Raw genomic sequence first — 24,804 nt, 5'->3', positions numbered from 1 at the left:
AGACAATCAACCAAACCCAGATAAACCAGGTAGTGGAGATGGCTCAAGCAATAACCCGCAACCAGACAATCCAAGTAATGGAGATGGTGGAGACAATCAACCAAACCCAGATAAACCAGGTAGTGGAGATGGCTCAAGCAATAACCCGCAACCAGACAATCCAAGTAGTGGAGACGATGGAGATAATCAACCAAACCCAGATAAACCAGGTAGTGGAGATGGCTCAAGCAATAATCCGCAACCAGACAATCCTAGTAATGGTAATGAACCAAACACTCCGAGTGGCGGAGGTTCAGAAGTCCCAGAAAATCCTCATGACGAAGGTAATACAAGTACCCCAAATGATGACAGTCATGGAGGTTCAAGTACTCCAAATAATTCCGGGAATGATAATACAAAGCCCTCTAAACCAAATGGTCAAGAAGATTCAAATGTAACTCTAAATCCAGGACTTAACACTGATAATAGCGATTCTAATACAACTAACAATTCGATGAATCACACTAATGATAACGGAAATGAGCCTCAATATAGAAGTTCTAGTCATCATGAAATTGCAAGTGGCGGAGCTTCAGTAAGTTATGGTGATTTAGCCAAAAGCGAAAAATCTCAATCGAATGAAAATCAATTAATAAACAGATTTGATCAAATGTCTACTGGTTCATTTAAATATAATCCTTTTGTAGTTAATCAAGTTAAACAGCTAAGTTCTGGTGCTAAAACAGTATCCGATAAAGAGATTTCGTCGGTTTTAAGACGCCAAACTTTTGCAGATAATGCATTTTTAAATGAATTACAAAAAGGCACAAATTATTTTAAATTCCAATATTTTAATGTTTTAAAATCTAGTGATTATTATAAAAATTTAGATAACCAAGTATTAGCATTAATTACAGGTGAAATTGGCTCAATGCCTGATTTAAAAAATCCTAAAAGACAACAATCCTCAGGTAAATACGAGTATCATTCAAGTAGTGAGGACGAATTGACACATACAACAGATGAACAATCTAAAAATGAAATTGATATTAAATTTGAACGTACACTATTTGCTTTAATCACGGCAATGATAATTATCTTTGTCGGTATGGTCTTAGGGTATTTCGTTAATAGAAGAAATAAAAAAGATGGCGAATAACAATCAAAATTTAGAAAAAGGGAAGAAGTTATGACATAAACTGATGTCACAGCTTCTTCCCTTTAATATTTTTATAATAATTAGAATAAAAAGTTGAAAATAAACGAAGCAGATTCCTGCATTTCTTTTATCTTTTCGGGTCCTACTAATACTTGAATAATAACTACAAAGCCATTTTGCATGATATGCACTAAAATAGGGACCCAAATCCGTTTAGTATAAACATATAATGCTGAGAAAATCATACCCATACCAAAGTAAATAATAAAGAAGGAAGGATCTGAATGGGCAGCGCTAAAAATAATTGAACTCACGATCCCTGCAATTAAAAATTTAATAGTATTATTTGCTCGAATCATATTATAAATTTCACCGAAAATTACTTTTCTAAAAACAAATTCTTCTAAAATAGGGCCAACTACTGAAATTAATATAATGAATATAGGAATTTCTTGAGCTACTTTCATCAGTCTCTCTGTGTTTGGACTTGATTGAGGTGCGCCTAATAAATAGATATTAATCATATTAGCAATAATTTGATAAATCATTACTATGAAATAGCCAACAAGCGCCCATCCAATAGCGTACCTTTTCTTTTCTTTGGGTTGTTGTTCCAAAGAGGTAGGATTAGCGATAAAATGATTAATTAAAATAATTATGAAAGATGCAATAATAAATAATGTAACTTGTGTATAAATTTGTGCAAAGACGAGTTCTTTGCCACTATAGTTATTAAATAGACCCGACAATTGTAAAATGATTACACCAAATTGTGCCAAGCCATATATAACTAATGTCAATATGGACACCCATAAACGAGACATAATGAACCTCCAAAAATTAAATGATACCTTATTTTATCGTAAAATAAGGTTTTATACAAAATTTAGCTGAATAGTTTTAACTTGAAATATTGACCAACTTTGATTATTATAGAAGTACATTAGCACTCATTCACTTTAAGTGCTAAATAATTTTATTCTTTTTAAGGAGGAACAATCAATGTTAAAGCCATTAGGTAACCGAGTAATTATTCAAAAATCAGAGCAAGAGCAAACAACAAAGAGCGGTATTGTATTAACTGATAGCGCGAAAGAGAAATCCAACGAAGGTACGATAATTGCAGTAGGTGCAGGGCGTATTTTAGAAGATGGTTCTCGAGTTGCTCCTGAAGTAAATGAAGGCGATAATGTAGTATTTCAGCAATTCGCTGGAACAGAAGTAAAACGTGGAGACGAAACTTATTTAATCGTAAATGAAGAAGATATTTTAGCTATTATTGAATCATAAAAATTATAAACAAATTCTGATAATTTCAAAATAAATCAATAAAACATCATGGAGGTATGAGTAATATGGCGAAAGATTTAAAATTCTCTGAAGACGCACGTCAATCTATGTTAAGAGGTGTAGATAAATTAGCTAACGCCGTTAAAGTTACAATTGGACCAAAAGGGCGTAATGTAGTATTAGATAAAGAATACACATCACCGCTTATCACAAATGATGGTGTGACAATTGCTAAAGAAATTGAACTAGAAGACCCTTATGAAAACATGGGTGCAAAATTAGTTCAAGAAGTTGCTAACAAAACAAATGAAATTGCTGGTGATGGAACAACAACTGCGACTGTTTTAGCACAAGCTATGATACAAGAAGGATTGAAGAACGTCACAAGTGGTGCAAATCCAGTAGGTTTACGTCAAGGTATTGATAAAGCTGTAGAAGTAGCAATTAATGCATTACATGATATTTCTCAAAATGTAGACAATAAAAATGAAATTGCTCAAGTTGGTTCAATTTCTGCTGCAGATGAAGAAATCGGTAAATATATTTCTGAAGCTATGGAAAAAGTTGGAAACGACGGCGTTATTACCATTGAAGAATCTAGTGGTTTTAACACAGAATTAGAAGTTGTAGAAGGTATGCAATTTGATCGAGGTTATCAATCACCGTATATGGTAACAGATTCAGATAAAATGGTTGCAGAACTTGAAAAACCTTATATTTTAATTACTGATAAAAAGATTTCATCTTTCCAAGACATTCTACCGCTATTAGAACAGGTTGTTCAATCAAATCGTCCAATCTTAATCGTAGCTGACGATGTGGAAGGTGACGCGTTAACAAATATAGTATTAAACCGTATGCGTGGTACATTCACTGCTGTTGCTGTTAAAGCTCCTGGTTTCGGTGATCGTCGTAAAGCAATGTTAGAAGACTTAGCGATTTTAACAGGTGCACAAGTAATTACTGATGATCTAGGATTAGATATTAAAGATGCAACAATTGATATGTTAGGTACATCAAATAAAGCTGAAATTACAAAAGACAATACAACTGTTGTTGATGGTGATGGAGACCAAAATAACATCGATGCACGTGTAAGCCAAATTAAAGCTCAAATTGAAGAAACAGATTCTGAGTTCGATAAAGAAAAATTACAAGAACGTTTAGCTAAATTAGCAGGTGGCGTAGCTGTAATTAAAGTTGGTGCAGCAAGCGAAACAGAATTAAAAGAACGTAAATTACGTATTGAAGATGCGTTAAACTCTACAAGAGCTGCCGTTGAAGAAGGTATCGTAGCTGGTGGAGGAACTGCCTTCATGAATATTTATGATAAAGTTTCTAAAATTGAAGCTGAAGGCGATATAGCAACTGGTATTAATATTGTATTGAAAGCTTTAGAAGCACCTGTACGCCAAATTGCTGAAAATGCTGGTTTAGAAGGTTCAATTATAGTTGAAAGACTTAAAAATGCAGACGTAGGCGTTGGTTTCAATGCGGCTACAAATGAATGGGTAAACATGTTAGAAGCTGGTATTGTTGACCCTACTAAAGTAACACGTTCATCATTACAACATGCTGCAAGTGTTGCTGCAATGTTCCTTACTACAGAAGCAGTTGTTGCTAATATTCCAGAAGAAAGTAGTAACGACGCTCAAGCAGGTATGGGCGGCATGCCAGGAATGATGTAAAGTTCCATATAGATATTTAAGTAAATAGTATGTGACTTTCCTTGATAATATTAATAAAATATATGTAGTGAAAGTTATAGGCTGGGGCAATTTTTTAATTGTCTCAGCCTTAATCTTTGTGTTGGCAGTAACTCACTCTATTGGAAAAATAAATACACACTTTGTTTCTAAATTACGCGCTAAACATGACAGTATAATCCATTTTAGTGAAAAGTGATTTATGGATAGTAAGATTGAATGGATATTTAGACAATACTTAACAGAGTGTAATATATCATTAAATTAAAAGTATTGAACTTCTGTACAAATTATATAATGTTAAACTTTTCATTTTCTAAAGCATTTTATTATGCGAATATTTAATTATAGTTTAGGGTAAAGTATGTAAGTATAATTAGAAGCGGTTCTTATACATGATTTTAAGTGTACTTAAAATTTTGAAAGACGAAAGGAAGTTTAATTATGACAAAACCAACAGTTTATGAAGTTATCGATTTAGGTATTAACTATTTAATATCAGGATATGATAATTGGAGTAACGAACAGGTGCTAGATGATAAGATTGCTGCCTTTCCAAATACAATTCATTGGCAATATGGGCATGTACTTACGATATTTGAAAGTGCATTATCATTATGTGAGCAAAATGAAGTAGATATTGCTAAATATACAAGTTTATTTGGATATGGTTCTTCACTAGAAAAGTGGGGAGATGAAAATATTCCTACCGTTGATGAAATATTTGAACATTTAAAAACATTACCAGACCGTGCGAGAAGTTTAACTGATGAACAGTTAGAGCAAGAATTGACAGAAACTATTGCTGGTTGTAGTACGTTGAATGAATTGTTAGTACTTAACGCGATTCATATTCCATTACATGCTGGTAAAATTGAAGAAATGTCACGTATACTTAAACAACATCAATAGATATAACGAATTTAATAAGCTCAAAACATAAAAAGATGTTTTGGGCTGTTTTAATACATCGTTGCTCTTATTCGAGTTGGATAAGCATAACGAGAAATTGTTTTAGCAAAAGTCAGTGTTTCGGCACTCCTGTTGAGGTGGACACTAGCTAGTAATATTTACAATAGTTGTAGGACTTTTCAATTATGACAAAAAGAGGTGCACTGAAAGCTTTAAACTTTCAGTGCACCTCTTTAATGTTATTTTAAAGTAATAAATTATTTTTGTAATTCTGAGATTGCTTTTGCAATTGTGTCAAATACATGTGGGATATCGTCTTTTTCAACACAACTAAACGCGATACGTATATCAGTGTCATTTAGCGCAATAATACCAATTGAATATGATTCTATTAAGTATAAACGCAATTGTTCAGGATCTACACCATGAACTTTTAATGCCATGAAATATCCAGAATTAAAGTCATAAACTTGCCAATAAGGTGCATATTGATCATCATAAACTACTGACTTAGTGATTTCATATCTTGCTTGTAGTGTATCAATATTATGTTGTATTTCATTTTCGAAAGTCTCAGGGTGTTCTAAAACATATTTAACAGCACTTTGAGAAGGCATTGGACCACTTGAAATGTTACTTCTAATTAATCCTTTTACTTTTTCTTCAAGAACGTGCTTAGTTGTTTCATTTGAGACGCCAAAGGTAATGAATCCAACTCGAAGGCCCCAAGCAAAGAATTCTTTTGTAGCACCATCTAAACGGATAGGTAATACATTATCTAAACGCAAATTAGTTAACGCAGTAAATAGTGATTGTGTATATACGTCTTCATAAAATAAACCATAATAAGCATCATCTACCAAAGCAATAACATTTGTACCACGTTCTGCTAGAGATTTGATGGCAGTAACAATAGTACTAACTTCTTCTTTAGTAGGTGTGTAGCCTGTTGGATTATTTGGATAGTTTAAAATTAAAATCACTTTATCTTTTTGGTAGTTTTCCAGAGTATCAACAAAGTTATCAGTTGTAAAACGACCATCTTCATCAAAGATATCATATGTCTCAATATCAGCGTTGTGTCTAGCGCTATATACAAGTTTATAATTTCCCCAATTATGAGTTGGCAATAGTAATGTATCACCACTATCTACAAACATGTCGGCTACTAATGATAAACCATGTGTTAAAGCATTAGTAAGAATTGGTCTAGTCATGTCATTTACATCTAAATCTGGGTTTTCTTTTAACATTTTTTGTTGCCATAAATCACGGAGTGATTCAATACCTTGAGGAGGAGCGTATGGAAAGATTTCATCTGGAGTAAGCTCTGTAAAAACATCATTTAATGTATTAGCATACATTTTACTGTCTTTATAAGTAGCCATACCGATTGTTGCATTATACTTTGTAGATTTTGCCTCAGCAGACTGAGATAAAATGCCCTTTGGATAATACATTAATTTTCCAAGATCTGATAGCATATCAGCTATTTCTGGGTTTGATTTAGACAATTTTTCATTTAAATCTAAAGCTAAAGGATTCATATGTTGGTCAACCTCTCTTTACTATTTCAGGATACTATTATATTATCGCGAAACAGCTTTAAATTAAAGCATAGCGCAAAGATTTGACGGAAAAATAAAAAAACTACGCTTTTGCACGAACATATGTTCTATTTTGTGTTAGAATATGGTTAGGCCATCGAAATCCTACATGGTACTTTTTTCTGTGGGAGGTGTAATATGATCACGTGGTGGCAAGAAATGATAACAACTTTGTTAACAGGTAGCTTACTTGTTGTATTCCGTGTTTGGTTAGAAAATAAATGGAAAGACAAATAGGTGGCCTTACACACAAAAAACCCCAAGTCTGCGTCATCAGACTTGGGGTTGTGTAATATAATCCGTGGATACATTAGTAATTTTACCATCATATTTAAAGGACTGCAAACAATATATTCTATTGCTTAGGTTATGATAGAGGGAAATTAAAATTTAAAAATATTAAATGAATCAGTAGAGATTTAGAAATACTTAACATAATTTGGTATAATGAAAATTGTTTTGAGGTGAAATGAATGAAACATTTAACAAAGATATTTGTAATTATTGCTATTGCTTTGTTTGTGGTAGGGTATTACTTGCAAGCTACAGGACATGAAAGTTCTGGCATAAAATTATTAATTGCCGCTATAATGTTTATGATTTGTGCGTTTATCAACCGCAATAATAATAGACGAAAAAAGAAAAATGACCAAAAGAAGTAATAGTTATTATAAAGACTATATTTATGAAAAAACAAAAATTTGTTTTCTTTCATAATATAGTCTTTTAATTTTGTATATAAATCCCCAAAATATTATTTAGTTTTCAAAAATCACAAAATTAAAAAGCATGCAATTAATTTCTGATTTTCTATTTACAAGTGTGTATATATTGTATATATTGTGTATATACAGTTGCAAGGGAGGACGTCCGTGAAAATACTTTTAAAAAATAGTAGTGAAAGCCCTATTTATGAACAAATTAAGCAACAAATTAAAGAAAATATTTTAAAAGGCTACGTAGTTCCAGGCGAACATTTACCTTCTATGCGTGAGTTAGCACAAGATTTAAGCGTTAGCGTGATAACCACTAAGCGTGCATACGAAGACTTAGAAAAAGATGGATTTGTCTTTACAATTAGGGGTAAAGGCACGTTTGTAAAAGAACAAGACAGTTCCATTTTGAAAGAAAAACAATTCATTGTGATTGAGTCATTAGCTAAATCAATGAGTAAAGAAGCCAAGACAATTGGTATGTCATTGCCTGAGCTACAAGAAATTTTGGAGATGATCTTTGAGGAGGACGAGGAATGAAAGCTATAGAATTAAATGCTGTTAATTATCAGCATAAAGAATTCAAGTTGAATGATATTTCTTTTGAAGTTCCTCGAGGATTTGTCACAGGTTTTATTGGCGCAAACGGTGTTGGCAAAACGACACTCATTAGATTAATTATGGATTTAATTGAACCAGAACAAGGAGAAATCTTAGTTTTTAATAAACAGATGAAAGACAACGCTGAGGAAATCAAAAATAGAATCGGTTTTATTTATTCAGAACTGTATTTAAATGACAAATGGACTATTAATAAAATTGAAAAATATATCGCTCCTTTTTATAAAAAGTGGGACAGTGCTCGTTTCAATTACTTTCTTGAAAAATTTAATTTAGTTCGGGATAAAAAGTTGAAAAGCTTCTCAACAGGGATGAAAATGAAATTATCTATTGCGATTGCTTTTAGCCATCATGCAGAATTATTTATTTTAGACGAACCTACTTCTGGTTTAGACCCAATTGTTCGCAATGAAGTTTTAGATATCATTCAACAAGAACTCATCGATGAAAATAAAACTGTATTTATTTCCACACACATTATTTCAGATTTAGAGAAAATTGCTGATTACTTAGTGTATTTAAAAGACGGTGAAATTGTGTTTAATGATTTTTTAGATGATATTCTGAATAAGTTTAAAATTGTAAAAGGCGATTCAAGTCAGATAGACGATGAGTTAGTTTCTTTAGCATATTATATAGAATATAATAAAACCGGTTATACGGTGCTTACAACACATGCAAATGTATTTAAAGAAATATTTGGTAATGAAGTAGCAATAACTAAACCGAAAATTGAAGAACTCATGGTTTTCCTCGAAAAAGGAATACACAAAATTGAATTTTACAATGATGGCATTTCATAGTGAGGAGGGCCATTAGATGAAAAATTTACTTATTAGAAATATAAAATTACGTAAATGGACTATAATTATTTATTCGATGTTATTGTTGCTTTCGCCATTACAATTAGTGATTGGGAATGATACGTTACTTACTAAATCAATTTATTCAGCCGTTGCGATGATATTATTGTTCATATCTATCGTTGATTCTGGACATGCGTTTAGGTTCAATAGTAAATTAGGTCACAAAATGTCATATGATTTTTTTGCGAGTTTACCAGTTTCAAAAAAGGCTCTACTTAATGCAAACTATGTGACAGTAATTATGTTTACACTAATAGGAGCGGCTATATTATCACTATACAATATACCGGATTCTAACGTTTCTGCGGACCAATTAAATTTGAATGTTATGGTGCCTTACTCTTATATAACAATTAACTTCTTTACTATACCTATAGCATTTAAAAGGTATATTGAACAAAAATCGGAATATATTTCTTATTTGATATACTTACTAACGATGTTTATTATTATACCGGTTTTTGTCATACTGGTGGCTGTTGGCCTTATCGCAGTATTTAACTTTAATTTAAGACAAATGGATTATTTAGAAACGATGTTTAACTATGGATTTTTAGTAATGAGTATTTTGTTTTTTATTGCTAATTATTTCATTCAGTATAAAAAAGTAAATTAATCTCAAAGGGAGGCGCATTTATGGAATTAAAGAATATTACTAAAACGTATGGTAGTAATAATGTTTTAGACCATATTGATTTTGATTTTGGTCAAAGCCAAATTGTGGGTTTGATAGGTAAAAATGGTGTTGGTAAAACAACACTGATGAAAGTTATGAATGGAAATATTATCAATTATAAAGGTGATGTGAAAACAGGTAATAAAGAAAATATCGGTTATCTCATCGAACATCCGAAATTGTATGATAATAAATCAGGATTATATAATTTAAAACTTTTTGCGAATGTTTTAGGTAAAGGGTTCGACAAAAAATATGCAGATCAAATTATCGATGCATTCGGTATGAGACCTTATGTTAAGAAGAAAGTTAAAAAATATTCTATGGGTATGAAACAAAAGTTAGCAATCGCTGTTTCATTAATGAATAAACCGAAGTATTTAATTCTTGATGAACCTACTAATGGTATGGATCCAGATGGTTCTATTGATGTTTTAAAAACAATCCAATCACTTGTAAAAGAATTAGAAATGAAAATTTTAATTTCTAGTCATAAGTTGGAGGATATTGAATTAATTTGCGATAGAGCAGTATTCTTACGTGATGGAAAATTTGTACAAGATGTAGACATGAAAGAAGGTACACCTTCTGACTCTACAGTACTAATTTTTGAAGAAAATGATTTCGACACTGCTGCAACATTCTTAAATGAGGAGTTTGACGTAATTCAAACACAACAAGCAAGTGGAGAAATTATTATAAAAGCTCAAAATAGCTATAAAAATGTGCTTAAAGGTTTAGCGAACAAAGACATTTATCCTAAATTTATTGAAACACGTAAAAGTTCATTACGTGATACTTACTTCAATATTAATCAGAAAGGCGGTCAATAATGAATAGTTTACAACTTGTAAAATATGATTTGTTCAGCATTTTTAAAAGTCCGTTAACGTATTTAGCGTTGCTTCTAACATTGTTACCAATGGTTGGCTTCATCATTTTATTTTTACAACAAGCAGATGAAATGAATGGCAATACATTACTTACAATAGGTAGTTGGTTCTTTTCAATTATGGGCTTGCTATTTGTAATTAAAACTATTACACGTGATATATCACAAGGTACCATTCAACTTTACATGAATAAAACTTCTAATCGTATTGGTTACATTATTGCAAAAGTGATTTCGATTATTTTAATTGCAGTATTGATTACAGCTGTATTAGTTGCATTTGTACTTATTGTTCAAGGTTTAGTTGAGGGGGACAACATTAAAACTAAAAAGATTTTTGAACTATTAGGATTCTTTTTAATGTTCCATTTATTCTTTGGATTACTTTTATATTTATTTTCACTTATCGTACCTAAGACAGCACTTATATTTACGCTTGGTGTATTCTTAGTGTTAATTGTTCCATTTGCGGAGCCATTCTTGCCTATGATTCCTAAAATTGGAGACAATATACAAGATTCATTAAAATATATTCCATTTAGCTATTTAACTTCAAAAACAACTTCAGGTGATTATACATTTACGAACTGGCAATGGTTTATAACTTCAGCGTCGATCGTTATCTTATTCGTTGTTAATATATTCTATTCATCTAAGAAAGATATTTAACAGTGGGTAGCTAATAAAAGATATAGATGTAAAAGAAAGACGTATGAATGTGCAGTTAAACAGCATCATTCATACGTCTTTTTATTTTATAATTAACTTATCTAATATGGAATCATAAACATATTTCCATAATTGAGAATCAGTTTTGTAACGATTCATCATGATTGTATGTGCTTCAGCAGACTTGTCTTCAAAAGTTGGATCATCTTTTGCTGGAACGTTTGAACGTGCTTCATCTACAAAGTGTTGCACTTGTCTTGCACGTGGTCCCCAAACAGTTTGTTGTTCATAATCATCATTTAAGAAAACAAAAATAGGTATTGAACGAGCGGTTCCATTTGTTAAATACTGATCTATTAAATCTGTATTTTCATCGCGATGGAATACTCGAACTTCTAAATTTAAAGTTTCACTAATATGTTTTAAAATTGGGACGTTCATCATGGCATCCCCACACCAATCTTCAGTGATGACTAATACTTTTGAATAGTTCAATGATTTAATCTTTTCAATTCGATTATCCTCTTCTGGTAAAGAGAAAGAATTGTAAATCGTTAACAAATTCTCTTTGTTTTCAGTCATAGCTTCGATATATTGATCAAGCGGTTGACTGTTTTTGAAATAAGTTTCTAAACTTGTCATAATATTTCCCCCTTTAGCGTATTAGTTATTATTATATCAATTTTTAAATATGAAAGAAAATTTTAAATACTTAGAAAAATAAATTTGATTTTAAGTTAACCTGACAATTAAAAATATCAAATTAGTTTTTGATTATATATATGGAGTGAGGCAACAATATTGAATTTACATAGGTCATTTAAATTATTAATAATTGCGCTTTTTATGGCAATGGGGATAGGGGCTGTCCTAAATGTGGTTTACATTAATCATACGCAATCTACGGATTTATCTCAGTTAACTATTGATAATATGAAGTTAGACACACAAATAGATGGCCATAAATATACAGCATATAATGATATCGTAATGAAAAATCATCGGATTTATACAAAAGATTACGAACCTTATCTAACATTAAAAGTCAGTAAAAAAGACGATTACTTGAAAGGTATCACGCTCGTTAAAGATACTACGATTGAGACTAATTTTAATGCAAGTATAGATGGTGATATACAAAACGTAATTAATCAATTAGGTGATTATTATAAGATTAAGCAGTTACATAAATCATATAAAGTCATTACATATAGAGACAAAGTTAATCAAATAAAGTTATCTATTGTGTGCAAACATGATAAAATAAAGAAAATTGAATTCTATAAGAAATAAAGGATTTAAAAATCTAATGAATGACAATCCCATGCAATAAGTGATTCTTAGATATTACATAAAATATTTTGATTCGAATCTAGAATTAGAATGGCGGTAGATAATTTGGATAAAATCACTTTCTTGAATGAGCTTGAACAAGAATTAAATAGCATACCAAGCGCAGAACGAGATAACGTCATGTATGAGTATGAGCAATACTTCTTTGATCAAGAAAGAGAGGGAAAAAATGAATATCAAATTATAGGTGCATTAGAATCACCTAAAAAAATTGGAAAAGAGATTAAAGCAAAGAATGCAATTGTTTCTGCCGAGTATAAGCCAAATGCTAAATCAATTCTTAGAGCGATTATGGCCTCACTAGGCATGGGTATTTTGTCTTTAATCATTATCTTGATACCAATGATATTTATTGGTAGTTTTATGTTCATATTACTTTTGGTTGCATTGTTTTTAGCAATTAGCCCGATTTTATTAATTATTCATGGCTCATTATATAATATGTTTAGCTTAGCAATTAGTAATTATCTTTTTGCGTTTTCATTTACTGGTTTAGGCATTGTATTATTTGTGATCATTGCGAAATTAGCTCAATTCGTTTATCGTTTGATACTAAAATACTTACGTTGGAATATCAAGACGATTAAAGGAAGTGCAAATGAATGAGGAAATTATTCTTTAGTGGTTTAGCATTATTTATTGTGTGCTTTACCTTAGGCTGTATCACATGGTTTGGTTTTGAAAAGCAAAACAATAAACTTAATGTTATTGATAAAACGTATAATGATGCGGAAGTAAATCATTTAGATATTGACAGCCGTTCTAGTAATGTAACGATAGCAAAGGGAAATAAGTTTGCAATTCATTATAAAGGCCAACAGAAAGTAAATATAAATAAAGGTAAGCAATCATTAAATGTGAAAGAAACGAGTAATCGAGTCGATAATTATGGCTTGAATTATAATCCGTTTAGACAAATTAAGGCTGAAATGAAAATCACGATACCAAATGAAAAATTAAAGGAATTGAAAGTTTCGAGCAAGGCACGCAATATTAAGCTTCAAAATATCAAAGCTGATAAAGTAGGCTTGAATATGAATGACAGAACTGGCAGTCGTGTTTATGTGCAAAATTCAGAAATTGAAAAAATGTTGTATAGAGGTTTGAAATCACCTATACATATTAGTGATAGTAAAATCGTTAATGCTAATATTAAAACCAAAGATGCGAGTATATATGCTCAAAATGCATTGATTAAAAACTCTGTGTTGCTTGCTCAAAGTGGCCATATCCAATTAGATCGTATGGACATTGACTCTGCATTTAAAGCTTCTACTCAAAATGGTGATATTATTATGTCTTATAATAAAAAACCAGATAATACGTTATTAAAATTAAATCCTGATGATGGCGTTGAAAAAGTCAATAATAAGAGTTTTGATAACGATAGAGTTGGAGAAGGAGACAATATTTTAGAATTCTATACTGTACACGGTGATATTCATATTAATTAATAGACTATATATTAAAATAGCTATGGAGAAATCTATATTGATAGATGACTTCATAGCTATTTTTCTAACGTATTATCCTATTTGATATGAATTTTAATAACTGGCAAAGGTCAAATCAGTGTCTATATATCCATAGAAGGAATGAATATCTAGTGGTTGCCCGTTTAGCCATTGTTTAAAATCAATTACTGTAGGTGTATTATTTTCACCTAAAGTCATGTATGCTTTAAGCGATTGTGGTTCATACATAGTCGTATGAATTGTACCAGACCAACTTTTAAATAATTTACTATATATTTCAAATTCTGGATTATTAAATAATTCAAATGCGTGCATTTTATCCAAACCATTTGGTGTTTGTTGTAAAAGCCTATCTAAACGTTCTTTAGATTCTTTGGTATAATTTCTGTTCTCATGAGTTAGTATCTTGAAATGGTTTGTACATGTACGATCATACCTTACATCAAGTGATCTAGGAGAAACTTCGATTATGGCATGATTTAAGTGTTTATCCATGACAATATAGCTAAATGAACTTCTGTGTGGAATTTCTTTCAATAATTGAATTGCCTCTGGCACGTCTTTACAATATTGTAAAATGAGTCTACCAATCATATAGCATACGAAGCCATCGCCTGGATGTTTTCTATGCATGAAGTTATAACCCATAGATAATCCAGCTTCATTCATACCATCCATTCTGCCAGTCACGCGAGATGTTGGACCAATTTGTGCTAATCCTCCATCATTTGGTTGGAAAAGTTGATAACGACCATCATAAGTTGCAGGGTGATAGTCATAATTTCTTACCATGTAGTCTTGTCCCAAGTAAATTGTACAACCACTATTCTTTAGTGGTGTAAAACGATAGTGTGCAAAGTTTAGAATCATTTGATTTGTTGGTAGATTAAGGACTTCTTGTATACCTCTGATTTCTTCCCATATTTGAGGTGCATAGGTTTGAAAGATATCATATGTTTCTTTTATGTGAATATCAAAGCGAGGCATACGTTTTTTCCATTCTTTTTCTCTATTTTTTAATAGTGGCGTTTGTTGCATCCACTGAGCAGTTTGTACACCTAAATCGAAATGCGATCCGCGGTGAGTTAATATATCTGTTTTTACTTTTTGCATAATGTAAAACTCCTGTTTTAGTCGTGTAATCTTACAAATTTGTAACTTTATTGTAACCCCATGTTAATTGTATTATACGATGCTTGTCGTTATTATAAGTATAACAACGACGACTGGTTATTTATTTTTAAATTAAAATGAGGTGATTGCAATGGCAAATTATTATGATGCTGTTAGAGATGCAATGAGTACTTGGTGGGGCAAGTAATTAACTAAGCGGCTGGGACAAATTAATTGTCTCAGCCTTAATTATTATATAAAGTAAGTGAAACATTTGCATGAGCGCCAGCTTAGATAAACAATTTATCAGTATTGACTCTAGTGATTTTCGCCGGGGTGGGACTGCGAAATGGTCTTAAATAGATTAGATTTCTTTCCCACTCCTTGTTCTATATGACTAATAAATGTAATATTTTTAAGAGTTCTGTTATTATTAAAGTATTAAAGGTAGTAATTAATATACAGTCTTTAATTATAACTTAAAGCATTACTACAATAATATCATATTATTACTATAATAATATTTAAATTAAAGTAGTGAAAAGCGGGTATATATTTATTGATGCTTTTAAGTATGCTATCATTAATAACGGATATGTTAATAATTTATTGAGGTGAAACAGAATGTGGAATTTTATTAAAGGTTTATTTAAATTTGTATTCGGTACAATCCTTACTGTATCATTAGCAGCAGGAATTGGTGCAGTAGTGTTCGCTTATATTTTCAAAAAAGACTTTGAAGATATTGAAAGTAAAACAAAAGAGATTGTTTCAGATATCGAATCTAATAATTAAATTATTAATAGAACACTTTAGAGTGTTCTATTTTTTTATGCATATAAGTAGTAGGGAACTGGGTTAAATTACTATTACTAGGCTTTTCATAAATAAACATGAGTTTAGTTGAACTTCCTAAAGCTATATGAAATGAAATAAGACTGAGTATAAGATTTGTAGTACAAAAACGATTGTAGCTATGGATTATATGGATTATATGGATTAATGCGAGTGATATCAAAAAGTGATAATTTAATAATTTCTGAGTTGTTTAGCGAGTACCCCTCTAAACACATATGAATCATGTCAATATTCTTAATTTTTAAGGTTATATGTTCTAGCCACCCAGATTGATAATATTCAATTGTAATGTGTTGTTCGGTATGTAATGCTTGATGAAGTTGTAAATTAAGTTCACTCAATTGATCGTCTGATAACATTGGGCGATCAATTTTATTTTGGTCAATCAAATATTGCTGTATGGTTTCGAATTGTTCTGGCAAAGTAGCGAACGGTTGCCATTTAACCATGCCACGACCTTTAGGTATATTAGGATTTAAATATTCTCTAGGAATATTTCTGTAATCAGTTTCATTCTTAAATTCTTTCGGAATCATTTTATCACCTCGACATTATTATAGAACATATGTTTGGTTAAGTGAAGTGATAATTCATTATATTGTATTTGTAATAAATCTCTATTAAAATGAAACTATCATAATATGGAGGGGTTTTCATAATGACGATAGGTTATATCGGTACTTATACAAAAAAAGAAGGTAAAGGGGTCTACCGTTTCCAACTTGATGAACAAACTGGAAAAATAATTGAAGTTGAAACTGGGTATGAACTAGAAGCATCAACTTATTTAAATCAGCATAATTCATTTTTATATGCGATAAATAGAGAAGGCGACAATTGTGGTATCGCTAGCCTTAAAATAGAGAAAGATGGCAAGTTAAGCCTCATTAATAAATGTTTAGCGTCAACAGCTGGTACTGGTTGTTATGTTTCAATATCACCAGATGGTAAATATATTTTTGAAACTGTTTATGGTGCAGGATTAGCACGTATATATGAAGCAAATCCACACACAGGAGAAATTGTTCGACTTATACAGGAATTAGCACATGATTTTCCAACTGGTCCGTCAGAGCGACAAGACCATGCACATATTCATTTTATGGATATCACGCCAGATAAAAAATATGTAGTGGCAATGGACTTAGGTACAGACAAAATGGTGACATATGAGTTTGGTGATGAAGGATACAGTGAATATGCTATGTTTGATTTTGAACCAGGTGATGGACCTAGACATATTACCTTCCATGAAAATGGTAAATATGCCTATGTAGTTCATGAAATATCAAATATTGTAAGTACAGTAAAATATGAAGATGGTAAATTTGCAGAAATAGAACGTCATTTGACGATTCCAGAAAACTTTGAAGGGGATACAAAATTAGCAGCAGTAAGATTATCAAAAGATCAAAAATTCTTATACATTAGTAATAGAGGTCACGATAGTATTGCTATTTTCAAAGTAGCTGATGAAGGGGACATGATTTCATTAGTAGATATCGTAGCAAGTGGCGGTGAGTTTCCACGTGATTTTAACATTACTGATTCAGATGATTATTTAGTGTGTGCACACCAAGAAGGTGATTATGCACTTACTGTATTTAGACGTGATAAGATAACTGGTGAACTAGAAAAAGTAGACGATAAACATACTGCGCCTGAAGGTGTCTGTGTACAGTTTTTAAAAGAAACATAAACTTAGAAATTTATTAAATAACGCAATCACTAACTTAATATTATAAAAAATGCGCCTATCCCAAATATATTGGGAGGGCGCATTTTTGCTTTAGAACTTCCATAAATAGAGTTACTTATTAAAGAAAGCTTTAATATATTTAAATTTCCCTTTATATGGTGGAAACAACAAACTAGATTCAAGTCGAGTTGATTTAAAAATATATGATTTGTCATGGCTAAACGTATCGAAACTGTATTTACCATGATATTGACCAATGCCAGAAGCGCCAACACCACCAAATGGTAAGTTTGAATTTGCTAATTGCATCAAGGTATCGTTAATTGCGCCACCGCCAAATGATATTTCATTTAATACACGCTCTGTTGCATTTTCATCTTCACTAAACAAATATAAGCTTAGTGGTTTAGGTTTGGAACGTATTAAATCAATAGCTTCATCGAAATCATCGTACGTAATAATTGGTAAAATAGGACCAAAAATTTCGTCTTCCATTATTTTAGCGTTAAAAGTAATCCCATCTAACAGTGTAGGAGCAATGTACCTTTCATCTTCATTTGATCCACCACCAAAGACAATCTCAGCATGATGAACCTTTAATAAATTATCTAAACGACTAAAATGTTTATGGTTTACAATACGTCCAAAATCAGGGCTTTCTTGAATGTTATTACCATAAAATTCGGTAATGGTTTTTTTAAGCGCAGCGATTAATTCATCCTTAACTTTACGATTCACAAGTATATAGTCAGGAGCAACACAAGTTTGTCCAGCATTTGTAAATTTACCAAAACTGATACGTTCGCTTGCAACTTTAATGTTTGCTGTTTCATCAATGATTACTGGAGACTTACCGCCAAGTTCTAACGTTACAGGAGTTAAATTTTTACTCGCTGCTTGATACACAATTTTACCAACTTGTTCGCTACCAGTGAAAAAGATATAATCAAATGGTAACCGGATTAATGATTGCGTAGTTTCAGCATCACCTTCACAAATACTAATGTATTCAGGATCGAATACATCTTCGATTACACGTTTAATAACTTCTGAAACGTTTGGCGTGAATTCAGAAGGTTTGAGTATGGCAGTATTTCCAGCTGCTATAGCACCAATAAGTGGCTCAATTAGTAATTGGAAGGGATAATTAAAAGGTCCAATTATTAAAACTGTGCCATAAGGCTCTTTTATGATATAGCTTTTAGTTGGAAACATATAAATAGGCGTATTGACTTGTTTTCTTTTAGCCCAATTTTTGAGTTCTTTACGAGCATTTTTAATACTTTTTAAAGTGAAACCAATTTCAGTAGCATAAGCTTCAACTTTATTCTTACCTAAATCTTTTTGAAAGGCCTCTAATAAGGCGGCTTCATGATTTTTGATACTTTTACCCAAAAGTTTAAGCTGTTTTCTTCTAAATTTTAAATCTTTAGTCACGTGTGTTTTAAAATATTGAGTACTATTGTGGAAAGTTTGCTCTATTGAATTCAAATATATTCCTCCTAGTATGATAGATGTGTTTCGTAGGTATAAGTGATAAAAAACTGGAACATATGAACTATGCTCCAGTATAATGAATGTTTAAATCTAGATATTTAATTAAAATTACCTTAAAACTGTAGTAACTTAAAGGCTTTTGACTAGTTTAAAGCCTCTGTGATTTGAGGAACTACTTGTTTCTTACGTGATACAACACCAGGTAAGAATGCAGTATTGTTATCAAGCTCTACATTGAAAGCAATACCAACTTTATCTTTCTCTGCACCAACGACTAAGATTTTAGAGTCACTATTAATAATGTCTGTAACTACTAATACAAATAAATCATATTTTTCATTAGCACTTACTTCTAACATTTCTTTTTCTAACTCTTCTTGACGTGCAAATACTTCATCAATATCAACAGTATTAACTTGTGCGATACGTGTTACATAGTCACCCATGTTGAATGACTTCGCGTCCATAGTTAAAATGTCTGTTGCTGATTTTTCTTTAGTAGAAGCGCCAGCTTTTAACATTTCTAAACCATAACTTTCTAAGTCAACACCAGCAATTGATTTTAACGCTTCAGCTGCTTTTACATCTTCTTCTGTACAAGTAGGTGATTTGAATAATAGGCTATCAGAGATAATTGCTGATACCATTAATCCAGCAATTTCTGGTTTGATTTCAAAACCGCGTTCTTGATACATTTTGTATAAAATTGTAGCTGTACAACCAACTGGCTCGGAACGGTAGTATAATGGTGCAGCCGTTTCAAAGTTAGAAATTCTGTGATGATCGACCACATGGTGAATTGTAGCGCCATTAATTGAATCAGCACTTTGTTGGAATTCATTATGGTCTACTAATATTACTTTTTGATCGGATAAATCATCGTTAAGTAACTCTGGTGCAGTTACATTAAAATGATCTAAAGCATATTGTGTTTCAGGTCCTACTTCACCTAAACGGTATGCAGTAGCTTCAGTATTACCTGTTTGTTGTTCGAAATCTGCCATGATAATAGCAGATGAAATTGCGTCTGTGTCTGGATTTTTATGTCCGAAAATATAAGTTTTTGCCATATCTAAATTCTCCTTATTTATGTAGTTATTATTATTCTAGCACGATTTTGCATCGTTATTCTACTACAGCACCTAGTGAATTTTTAAAATGATCTAAAGCCCACGCGTGACCCGAAGGATTAAAGGAAGCGACCCCACGATGTGAAATAGTTATTGCGTACCCTAGATTATAAGCACTAATTGCTGAATGAAGCACGCAAATATCAGTACATACACCGACAAATTCTAAATGTGTAATATTCCTCTCTCTTAGCATTATATCCAAAGAGGTTCCACAGAAAGCATCATAACGTGTTTTATCTAGGTAATGTATGTGATCATTAAACAAAATATTTTGATAGATATCATTTACTTTGCCGTACAGTTCTCTGCCAACAGTACCAATAATATTATGTGGAGGGAATAAATTACTTTCTGGGTGATATTTATTTTCTTCATAATGTAAATCCATCATGAAAAAGATATCGTGTTGTTTTTTATTGTACGCTTCAATTCGTTCAACAATATAATTTTCAATCTGCTGACCTGGAAGGCCACAAGTTAATTTCCCGTTGTCTGCTACAAAGTCATTCGAGTAGTCAACAACGATTAATGCGCTTTTTTTCATAAGATAAAAACACTCCCAATAAACAATATAAAGGTAATTATATACTAAGTCGCTCAATCAATAAAGGGAGTGTAAATGGGTTTAAAAGATATCATTTTTGTATATTATAAAGTAATAGCTCAGAAAGGAATTAGTATATGATAATTAATGCAAAAAAATTTGGTTTAAAAGGAAAGAGTAAATACACAGATACAAGAGCATTACAAAAAGCGCTAAATTATGCTAAGAAGCATAAACCAACGACGATATTCGTACCAGAAGGCGAGTATCATATACGCAAACCACTGGTTATATATGATTCAACAACACTATTATTAGATGAAGCGGCAGTACTTAAAAGATGTGGAAAAGATACATTGTTGAAAAATGGACGCAGATTCAAATTGTATTATGGGTATAAAGGTAATAGTCATATTCACATATCAGGTGGTACATTTGATATGAATGGTTTCAAATACCCATACAATAATACAACGATGTGCATGGGACACGCAGAAGATATTCAGATACAAAATGTAACTTTTAAAGATGTTGTAGGAGGGCATTGTATAGATGCGTGTGGTATCAATGGATTGTATATCAATAATTGTAAGTTTTTAGGATTTAGAGATCTTGATGGAACACGATTTTTCTCTGAAGCAGTTCAGATAGATATACAGGTACCAGGTGCTTTTCCTAAATTTGGTGCTACCGATGGAACAATTACTAAAAATGTAATTATAGAGCACTGTTATTTTGGTAATTCAGATACACTAACAATGCAAACATGGAATCGTGCAATAGGCTCACATGCCAGTCGTTATGATCAATACTATCAAAATATCCATATACGCTATAATACATTTGATGGTCTGAACCAATACGCACTCACACCACTGAAATCAAAAGATACTTATATTCATCACAATATATTTAAAAATTGTGATGGCGGTATAAGGTTTTTAGCGGTTAAAGACGGTAAAAATGCTAAAGACTTAAAAGGTAAAGAACGTGGAACGCAAGCCGGCAGCAATTTAAATATTTATCAAAATAGTTTTGTTGGAAAAATGAGTAAAGAATCGATACGTATTCAAAGCTATAATAAGATTAAACATCAAACTGTACTCATAGCTGACAATAGTTTTGATGACTCATCACAAAGTATGCATTTACAAGATATAGAATCATTATTGCTATTTAATAATAGTTATAATGATATTAAAATAAAAAAAGTCCGTGTAGAGTGATTATATTTTTGAAATAAAATCATAAATATTCTTTATGTAAGTGATTAAAAATACTAACCCTATTTAAAATGTATTATGTTATACTCTAATAAATTATTATGAATATTCAGATAATAATTAAAAGGGGGAAGACATGATGAACGATTTGAATAAAGGGGATAAGAGACGATCGCATTATTTGACGTTTTTTTCAAACAAAAAAGAAAAGAAGTCATATAATGCCGGTCAATTAACAGGTTTAATATTGGGGCCATTATTATTTGCGTTAACGTTATTGCTATTTCATCCGGATGATTTATCAGGTAAGGGAATTTATGTTTTAGCAATCACACTTTGGATAGCGACTTGGTGGATTACTGAAGCGATACCTATTGCTGCAACTAGTTTATTACCATTGATTTTATTACCAATTGGTCATGTGTTGAATCCAGAAGAAGTTTCAGCTCAATATGGTAATGATATTATTTTCTTATTCTTAGGTGGTTTTATTTTAGCAATAGCGATGGAAAGATGGAATTTACATACTCGTGTTGCTTTAACTATTATTAACACGCTTGGAACTAGTACTGGGAAGATTTTATTTGGTTTTATGATTGCTACTGCATTTTTGTCTATGTTTGTTTCAAATACGGCCGCAGTTATGATAATGATTCCGATAGGTTTGGCGATTATTAAAGAAGCAAATGAGTTGAAAAGTGAAAACACTAAATCCGAAAGTCTATCTAAATTTGAACAGTCACTCGTGCTTGCAATTGGGTATGCAGGAACAATAGGAGGACTTGGAACGTTGATTGGTACGCCACCTCTAATTATTCTGAAAGGACAATACCAATCGGCGTTTGGCGAAGAAATTAGTTTTGCTAAATGGATGATTATTGGTGTACCTACAGTTCTTGTTTTATTACTCTTAGTTTGGGGGTATATTCGTTACATTGCATTCAAACATGAAATGAAAGAATTGCCAGGTGGACAAAATTTAATTAAACAAAAGTTAAATGAGCTAGGAAATATGAAGTATGAGGAAAAAATGGTCTTAATAGTCTTTTTACTTGCTAGTACATTGTGGATAAGCAGAGAATTTTTATTAAAGCATTGGTCATATACTTCTGAAGTAGCTGATGGCACAATTGCAATGTTTATATCTGTTTTGTTATTTCTTATTCCTGCTAAAAACAAAGAAAAACATAAGAGGATTATAGATTGGGAAGTTGCTAAAGAATTGCCCTGGGGCGTTTTAATACTGTTTGGTGGCGGTTTAGCATTAGCAAAAGGCATATCCGAAAGTGGGCTAGCAAAATGGCTAGGTGAACAATTGAGACTTATTGAAGGTGTGAGTCCATTAATTATAGTTATCGTTATTACTATTTTTGTATTGTTCTTAACAGAAATAACTTCTAATACGGCAACCGCAACAATGATTTTACCAATTTTGGCAACACTCTCTGTTGCAGTAAATGTGCATCCATTATTACTTATGGTACCAGCAGCTATGGCTGCCAATTGTGCATATATGTTACCAGTTGGAACACCACCAAACGCTATCGTATTTGGAACGGGGAAGATTGGTATCAAAAGAATGGCATCCGTTGGTGTTTGGGTTAATTTATTAAGTATTATAATTGTTGTATTGGTTGTGTATTTCTTAGTACCACCAGTGTTAGGTATTGATGTTACAAAACCATTACCATTGAAATAATAAAATAAGAATCATTTATATAATACTGAAGGCATATCGTATCGAAGTTACTCAACGTAACTTTGCTACGGTGTGCCTTTTTAATAACATATCAAGTTAATTTTTTTATTTATATGAATAATAATTGTTCAAAATTTGGTGAATATGAAAGATACAAAAAAATCGACATCATCAGGTGAGACGATGTCGGTATCGCGGTATCTATTTATTGAATAATTTTTTTGACGATAGACAACGCAATTTAATAGCATTTTTAAATATAATATTAATCGTCAGGTATCTTGTTGCTTATTAGGTTGTGCTAATTCAATTTATTAAATGAACCGATGATAGTAACTTGGAAATCTAAAGTGTTGAGAATTTTAATTACTTTAGATAAATCTTCTGTTATTGGTGTGTCTGCTTGGACAAAAAAATGATACATGCCTAGTTGAGTTTTTAATGGTCTAGACTCTATCCATGATAAATTTATGTTAAACAATACAAAAGTGTTTAAGATACTAGCTAATAACCCTGGTTTATCGAACTGTGGGGTTATAAGTAACATAGTATCGCTAGCATTTTCTATATGACGTGGTTGATTACTAACGACTAAAAAGCGAGTAACGTTATGAGGATAATCTTCTATATTTTGCTCTATAGGTGTGTAACTATAGGCTTCTCCACTACCCAGCGGTGCTATAGCACCGACACCATTCTTAATCATATCTAAGCTTTTAATTGTACTATCTACATAATCAATCTCGAAACCATGTGATTGAATATATTTACTAGTTTGACTAATGGCAGGCCCAATAGAATAAACTTTTGAAATATCGTTAACAGAAGCGCCGTCAACACCATATAGTGCAAATTGAATATCTAGATGGAGCTCGCCTTGTGCATAAATATTTTGTTGTGTTAATGCATCGGCAACGATATTGATAGTACCTTCTATAGAATTTTCAATTGGCACAACTGCTATGCTATCGTCATCTTCAGATACAGCAGTGACTACTTCATATAAATTAGATTTTGATACATAATCTATGTCTGTTTCTGATTGGTATTGAGTTGCAGCTAAATACGAAAAAGTCCCTTTTGGACCTAAATAATAAAGTTTCATTTGACGTTACCCCTT

27 protein-coding genes are annotated in these 24,804 nt (G+C 31.7%); 18 read left to right on the top strand and 9 right to left on the bottom strand.

What is annotated here, in order from left to right; translation table 11 throughout:
- On the top strand, positions 1-1,138 hold a 1,138-nt coding region (locus BTM19_RS12990), incomplete at its 5' end, for an SdrH family protein (RefSeq protein WP_233193982.1).
- Positions 1,139-1,218: 80 nt separating this feature from the next.
- Here the strand turns inward: BTM19_RS12990 and mroQ are convergent.
- Positions 1,219-1,962, bottom strand: a complete 744-nt coding sequence (gene mroQ / locus BTM19_RS11890) for an intramembrane glutamic endopeptidase MroQ (protein ID WP_029378931.1) — start codon at positions 1,960-1,962, stop codon at positions 1,219-1,221.
- A gap of 178 nt (positions 1,963-2,140) precedes the next feature.
- Between mroQ and groES the strand changes: the two genes are divergently transcribed.
- The 3 genes from groES (at position 2,141) to BTM19_RS11875 (ending at position 5,046) form a co-directional block, all read left to right on the top strand.
- Positions 2,141-2,428 carry a co-chaperone GroES gene (gene groES, locus BTM19_RS11885; protein ID WP_029378932.1) on the top strand — a complete coding sequence of 96 codons (288 nt, stop codon included), beginning with the start codon at positions 2,141-2,143 and terminating at the stop codon, positions 2,426-2,428.
- A gap of 65 nt (positions 2,429-2,493) precedes the next feature.
- Complete coding sequence (groL, locus tag BTM19_RS11880; protein WP_029378933.1) at positions 2,494-4,116, top strand: chaperonin GroEL; 1,623 nt, start codon at positions 2,494-2,496, stop codon at positions 4,114-4,116.
- A 462-nt stretch (positions 4,117-4,578) separates the two neighbouring features.
- Positions 4,579-5,046 carry a DinB family protein gene (locus BTM19_RS11875; protein WP_029378934.1) on the top strand — a complete coding sequence of 156 codons (468 nt, stop codon included), beginning with the start codon at positions 4,579-4,581 and terminating at the stop codon, positions 5,044-5,046.
- Between the two features lie 257 nt (positions 5,047-5,303).
- Here BTM19_RS11875 and BTM19_RS11870 read toward each other — a convergent pair whose 3' ends face one another.
- Positions 5,304-6,593, bottom strand: coding sequence for an aminotransferase class I/II-fold pyridoxal phosphate-dependent enzyme (locus BTM19_RS11870; protein WP_029378935.1), 1,290 nt, complete (start codon positions 6,591-6,593; stop codon positions 5,304-5,306).
- Positions 6,594-6,794: 201 nt separating this feature from the next.
- Between BTM19_RS11870 and BTM19_RS13150 the strand changes: the two genes are divergently transcribed.
- The 7 genes from BTM19_RS13150 (at position 6,795) to pmtD (ending at position 11,090) form a co-directional block, all read left to right on the top strand.
- On the top strand, positions 6,795-6,890 hold the full coding sequence (locus tag BTM19_RS13150; protein WP_099265868.1) for a Trp-rich small protein: 96 nt from the start codon (positions 6,795-6,797) through the stop codon (positions 6,888-6,890).
- 236 nt (positions 6,891-7,126) lie between these two features.
- Positions 7,127-7,315, top strand: a complete 189-nt coding sequence (locus BTM19_RS11860; protein WP_029378936.1) for an SE1626 family protein — start codon at positions 7,127-7,129, stop codon at positions 7,313-7,315.
- A gap of 210 nt (positions 7,316-7,525) precedes the next feature.
- Positions 7,526-7,906: a PSM export ABC transporter transcriptional regulator PmtR gene (gene pmtR / locus BTM19_RS11855; protein WP_017723446.1), complete on the top strand. Its 381-nt coding sequence runs from the start codon at positions 7,526-7,528 to the stop codon at positions 7,904-7,906.
- Positions 7,903-8,790, top strand: a complete 888-nt coding sequence (pmtA, locus tag BTM19_RS11850; RefSeq protein WP_029378937.1) for a phenol-soluble modulin export ABC transporter ATP-binding protein PmtA — start codon at positions 7,903-7,905, stop codon at positions 8,788-8,790. Before pmtR ends, pmtA begins: the two co-directional genes overlap by 4 nt.
- 16 nt (positions 8,791-8,806) lie before the next feature.
- Entirely contained in the window at positions 8,807-9,469 is a 663-nt protein-coding gene (pmtB, locus tag BTM19_RS11845; protein ID WP_099265867.1) for a phenol-soluble modulin export ABC transporter permease subunit PmtB, read from the top strand.
- A gap of 20 nt (positions 9,470-9,489) precedes the next feature.
- Entirely contained in the window at positions 9,490-10,362 is an 873-nt protein-coding gene (gene pmtC / locus BTM19_RS11840) for a phenol-soluble modulin export ABC transporter ATP-binding protein PmtC (RefSeq protein ID WP_029378939.1), read from the top strand.
- Positions 10,362-11,090 (top strand): phenol-soluble modulin export ABC transporter permease subunit PmtD, encoded by a 729-nt coding sequence (gene pmtD, locus BTM19_RS11835; RefSeq protein WP_029378940.1) that lies wholly within the window; start codon positions 10,362-10,364, stop codon positions 11,088-11,090. Before pmtC ends, pmtD begins: the two co-directional genes overlap by 1 nt.
- 81 nt (positions 11,091-11,171) lie before the next feature.
- On the opposite strand, the gene BTM19_RS11830 is transcribed toward pmtD, so the two are convergent.
- A complete protein-coding gene (locus BTM19_RS11830; RefSeq protein WP_029378941.1) occupies positions 11,172-11,732 on the bottom strand; it encodes a thioredoxin family protein in 561 nt (186 codons plus the stop codon).
- A gap of 234 nt (positions 11,733-11,966) precedes the next feature.
- On the opposite strand from BTM19_RS11830, the gene BTM19_RS11825 reads away from it, so the two are divergent.
- From BTM19_RS11825 to BTM19_RS11815, 3 genes are all read left to right on the top strand, one after another.
- Positions 11,967-12,383, top strand: a complete 417-nt coding sequence (locus tag BTM19_RS11825) for a hypothetical protein (protein ID WP_225489540.1) — start codon at positions 11,967-11,969, stop codon at positions 12,381-12,383.
- A 105-nt stretch (positions 12,384-12,488) separates the two neighbouring features.
- Positions 12,489-13,049: an HAAS signaling domain-containing protein gene (locus BTM19_RS11820; RefSeq protein WP_029378943.1), complete on the top strand. Its 561-nt coding sequence runs from the start codon at positions 12,489-12,491 to the stop codon at positions 13,047-13,049.
- Complete coding sequence (locus BTM19_RS11815; RefSeq protein ID WP_029378944.1) at positions 13,046-13,897, top strand: DUF4097 family beta strand repeat-containing protein; 852 nt, start codon at positions 13,046-13,048, stop codon at positions 13,895-13,897. The genes BTM19_RS11820 and BTM19_RS11815 overlap by 4 nt, the downstream gene beginning before the upstream one ends.
- Positions 13,898-13,990: 93 nt before the next feature.
- On the opposite strand, the gene BTM19_RS11810 is transcribed toward BTM19_RS11815, so the two are convergent.
- Positions 13,991-15,031, bottom strand: a complete 1,041-nt coding sequence (locus BTM19_RS11810; protein WP_029378945.1) for a C45 family autoproteolytic acyltransferase/hydolase — start codon at positions 15,029-15,031, stop codon at positions 13,991-13,993.
- A 624-nt stretch (positions 15,032-15,655) separates the two neighbouring features.
- Here BTM19_RS11810 and BTM19_RS11805 point away from each other — a divergent pair.
- Entirely contained in the window at positions 15,656-15,826 is a 171-nt protein-coding gene (locus BTM19_RS11805) for a hypothetical protein (protein WP_017723456.1), read from the top strand.
- Between the two features lie 179 nt (positions 15,827-16,005).
- Here the strand turns inward: BTM19_RS11805 and BTM19_RS11800 are convergent, their stop codons facing one another.
- Complete coding sequence (locus BTM19_RS11800; protein ID WP_058625888.1) at positions 16,006-16,425, bottom strand: YolD-like family protein; 420 nt, start codon at positions 16,423-16,425, stop codon at positions 16,006-16,008.
- Between the two features lie 122 nt (positions 16,426-16,547).
- Here BTM19_RS11800 and pglS point away from each other — a divergent pair, with 122 nt between their 5' ends.
- Positions 16,548-17,588, top strand: a complete 1,041-nt coding sequence (gene pglS, locus BTM19_RS11795) for a 6-phosphogluconolactonase (protein ID WP_058625887.1) — start codon at positions 16,548-16,550, stop codon at positions 17,586-17,588.
- Between the two features lie 111 nt (positions 17,589-17,699).
- Here the strand turns inward: pglS and BTM19_RS11790 are convergent, their stop codons facing one another.
- The 3 genes from BTM19_RS11790 to BTM19_RS11780 form a co-directional block, all read right to left on the bottom strand.
- A complete protein-coding gene (locus tag BTM19_RS11790; RefSeq protein ID WP_029378948.1) occupies positions 17,700-19,079 on the bottom strand; it encodes an aldehyde dehydrogenase in 1,380 nt (459 codons plus the stop codon).
- Positions 19,080-19,228: 149 nt separating this feature from the next.
- The gene (locus BTM19_RS11785; RefSeq protein ID WP_029378949.1) at positions 19,229-20,155 is read right to left on the bottom strand and encodes a manganese-dependent inorganic pyrophosphatase; all 927 of its coding nucleotides are present in this window, start codon (positions 20,153-20,155) and stop codon (positions 19,229-19,231) included.
- A 55-nt stretch (positions 20,156-20,210) separates the two neighbouring features.
- Entirely contained in the window at positions 20,211-20,762 is a 552-nt protein-coding gene (locus BTM19_RS11780; protein WP_029378950.1) for a cysteine hydrolase family protein, read from the bottom strand.
- A gap of 137 nt (positions 20,763-20,899) precedes the next feature.
- Between BTM19_RS11780 and BTM19_RS11775 the strand changes: the two genes are divergently transcribed.
- Positions 20,900-21,988 (top strand): glycosyl hydrolase family 28-related protein, encoded by a 1,089-nt coding sequence (locus BTM19_RS11775; protein WP_029378951.1) that lies wholly within the window; start codon positions 20,900-20,902, stop codon positions 21,986-21,988.
- 136 nt (positions 21,989-22,124) lie between these two features.
- Complete coding sequence (locus tag BTM19_RS11770) at positions 22,125-23,684, top strand: SLC13 family permease (RefSeq protein WP_029378952.1); 1,560 nt, start codon at positions 22,125-22,127, stop codon at positions 23,682-23,684.
- A 301-nt stretch (positions 23,685-23,985) separates the two neighbouring features.
- Here the strand turns inward: BTM19_RS11770 and BTM19_RS11765 are convergent, their stop codons facing one another.
- Positions 23,986-24,789: a prephenate dehydratase gene (locus BTM19_RS11765; RefSeq protein WP_038678858.1), complete on the bottom strand. Its 804-nt coding sequence runs from the start codon at positions 24,787-24,789 to the stop codon at positions 23,986-23,988.
- Positions 24,790-24,804 lie beyond the last annotated feature (15 nt).

The organism is Staphylococcus xylosus (assembly GCF_002732165.1).
Taxonomy (GTDB): Bacteria; Bacillota; Bacilli; order Staphylococcales; family Staphylococcaceae; genus Staphylococcus; species Staphylococcus xylosus.
The sequence above is the reverse complement of the archived record's forward strand: the minus strand, read 5'-3'. Positions and strand labels throughout refer to the sequence as shown.